The sequence below is a fragment of the Hansschlegelia beijingensis genome (assembly GCF_045505405.1).
Classification (GTDB): domain Bacteria; phylum Pseudomonadota; class Alphaproteobacteria; order Rhizobiales; family Methylopilaceae; genus Methylopila; species Methylopila beijingensis_A.
Window position 1 is genome coordinate 1 of record NZ_JBJKEX010000440.1, and the last position, 2271, is coordinate 2271.

General features: G+C 69.3%; 3 protein-coding genes. 1 reads left to right on the forward strand and 2 read right to left on the reverse strand.

Annotation, left to right across the window (positions count from 1 at the left end):
• Positions 1-94 precede the first annotated feature (94 nt).
• On the reverse strand, positions 95-1432 hold the full coding sequence (locus tag ACIKT0_RS17275; RefSeq protein ID WP_407106595.1) for a hemolysin family protein: 1338 nt from the start codon (positions 1430-1432) through the stop codon (positions 95-97).
• A 237-nt stretch (positions 1433-1669) separates the two neighbouring features.
• Here ACIKT0_RS17275 and hisE point away from each other — a divergent pair, with 237 nt between their 5' ends.
• Positions 1670-2050 carry a phosphoribosyl-ATP diphosphatase gene (gene hisE, locus ACIKT0_RS17280; protein WP_183395008.1) on the forward strand — a complete coding sequence of 127 codons (381 nt, stop codon included), beginning with the start codon at positions 1670-1672 and terminating at the stop codon, positions 2048-2050.
• 9 nt (positions 2051-2059) lie between these two features.
• Here hisE and ACIKT0_RS17285 read toward each other — a convergent pair whose 3' ends face one another.
• Complete coding sequence (locus tag ACIKT0_RS17285; protein WP_407106596.1) at positions 2060-2200, reverse strand: hypothetical protein; 141 nt, start codon at positions 2198-2200, stop codon at positions 2060-2062.
• Positions 2201-2271 lie beyond the last annotated feature (71 nt).

Genomic DNA, 2271 nt, shown 5'->3' on the forward strand with positions numbered 1-2271 from the left:
GGCGCAGCGGCGCTCGCGGGCCTCGTATCAGGCTCGAGGGCGGTCTCTGCTGCGGCGCGCGGCTGTTCCATCGCGGCCTCGTTCGGCCCGAGCGTTAGATGCCTGCGCCGGCGGGCGTCATCCCGGCCTCGGCCGGCGCCCCGCGCGCGCGGAACAGCAGCTTGTCGACCCGGGGACCGTCCATGTCGACGACTTCGACGGTCCAGTCGGACACGTCGATCGTGTCGCCCTCATTGGGGATGCGGCCAAGCTCCGCGATGACAAGCCCCGCCACCGTGTGGAAATCGCTCTGCGCATGGGCCGGCACCGTCACGCCGAAGGTCTCGGCGACGGCGTCGAGCGACGCGCGCCCGTCGACCATGTAGCTGCCGTCGTCCCGGCGGCGGATTTCCTGCGCCTCGCCGATCTCGTGCTCTTCGGGCAGCGCGCCGGCGATCGCGCCGAGCACGTCGTGCGAGGTCACGATGCCCTCGAAGCTGCCGAACTCGTCGACCACGAAGGCGGTGGACGAGGGCTGGGACTTGAAAAGCTCGAGCAGGCTCAGCGCGGAGGCCCCCTCGGGGACGTAAAGCGGGTCGCGGACGTAGGAGGCGACGTCGAACTTCTTGCCCTGGATCAGGGCCGCCAGAACGTCCTTCTTGTGCAGGATGCCGACCGGGTCGTCGGCCGAGCCGTCCTTTCCGACGACGATGCGGGAGAACGGGCTCTCGGCGAGTTCGGTCTGGACCGTCGCCAGATCGTCGCTGATGTCGACCCAGAACACCTCGCGCCGCGGCGTCATGATGGAGCGGACCGGCCTGTCCGCGAGGCCCAGCACGCCCTCGATCATCCGCCGCTCGACCGGCTCGATCGAACCGGCGGCGACGCCCTCGGCGATGACGCTGCGGACCTCCTCTTCCGTGACGTTGCTGCCGTCCTGCTCCTTAACGCGGAGGAGCTTCAGGATCAGGCTGGAGGTCACGCCGAGCACGACCACGATCGGGCGGCCGATCAGGGCCAGGAACGTCAGCGGTCCGGCGACGAACGCGGCGATCGGCTCGGGGTTGGAGAGCGCGATGCGCTTCGGCACGAGCTCGCCGAGGATCAGCGACAGCCCGCCGATGCCGATGACCACGACCGCGCTTGCGACCGGCCGCGCATAGGCGTCGAGTGGGGTATAGGCCGCGAGCAGCGTCGCCAGCGGGTCCGAGAAGGCCGCTTCGCCGACGACGCCGCTCAGGATCGCGATGAGCGTGATGCCGATCTGGACGGAGGACAGGAAGCTGCTCGGGTCTTCGGCGAGCCGGAGCGCGCGCTCGGCGCCGCGGTCGCCGGCGTCCGCGAGCATCTTCAGCCGTGGCTTCCGAGCCGAGACCACCGCGAGCTCCGACAACGCGAAGAAGCCGTTCAAGAGCACGAGGCCCAAGAGAACGGCTGTGTTGAGGAGCGGCATGAAAGGTCCAGAGATGGCGCAGGCGCGAGGCCCGCAGGTGAATGGACTATAAGCGCTTTGGGGCGGCGCGTCATGCGGGGGACGCAGTCGAAGCGATCGGGCCTGCGCCTTTGATCGACTGGTGGCGGGCCGGGAAGACGCGCTTATCTGATGTCGAAGGGAGCGCCCACCGTTATGTTAACGATTCGTGAACTGGTGGGTCGTCTCCTCATGAGGTTCGCTGGAAAGCCGCTCCCGATGCCTGATTCGATCGACCGCCTGTTCACCGCAGTCTGCGAGGCCAGCGAAGCGGACCCCGCGTCCTCCCGCACGGCCAAGCTGCGGCAGGAGGGCGTGCCCAAGATGGCGAAGAAGGTGGCCGAGGAGGCCGCCGAGGTCGCGATCGAAGCCGTCAGCGGCCAGCGCGAGGCGCTGATCCGGGAAAGCGCCGACCTGATCTACAATCTGGTCGTGCTGTGGTCGGCGGCCGGCGTCACGCCGCAGGACGTCTATGACGAGATGGACCGCCGCGAGCGGCTCTACGGCATCGCCCAGAAGCTCCCGAAGTCCGAGCTGAAGGTCCGCGCGGCGGCCGGGGCCGCCGGCGCGCCCGCCGCCAAGGTCCGCGAGGACCTCTGACGGCTCCGCTCAGCGTGCCGAGAAGTTGATCGGCAGCGAATAGGTCTTGGACGCGCCCGGCATCTCGGGCGGCATCGGCGGGAACGAGCCGGCGGCGCGCCGCAGCATGGCCGGCTGCGCCAAATGCGGCGCCTGCTCGGCGCTCTCCACCTATGAAAGGGCGCTGGCGTCATGATCTTCGAGCCCGTCCGCCCCTTCGTCCCCGGCGGCTACCAGATCAA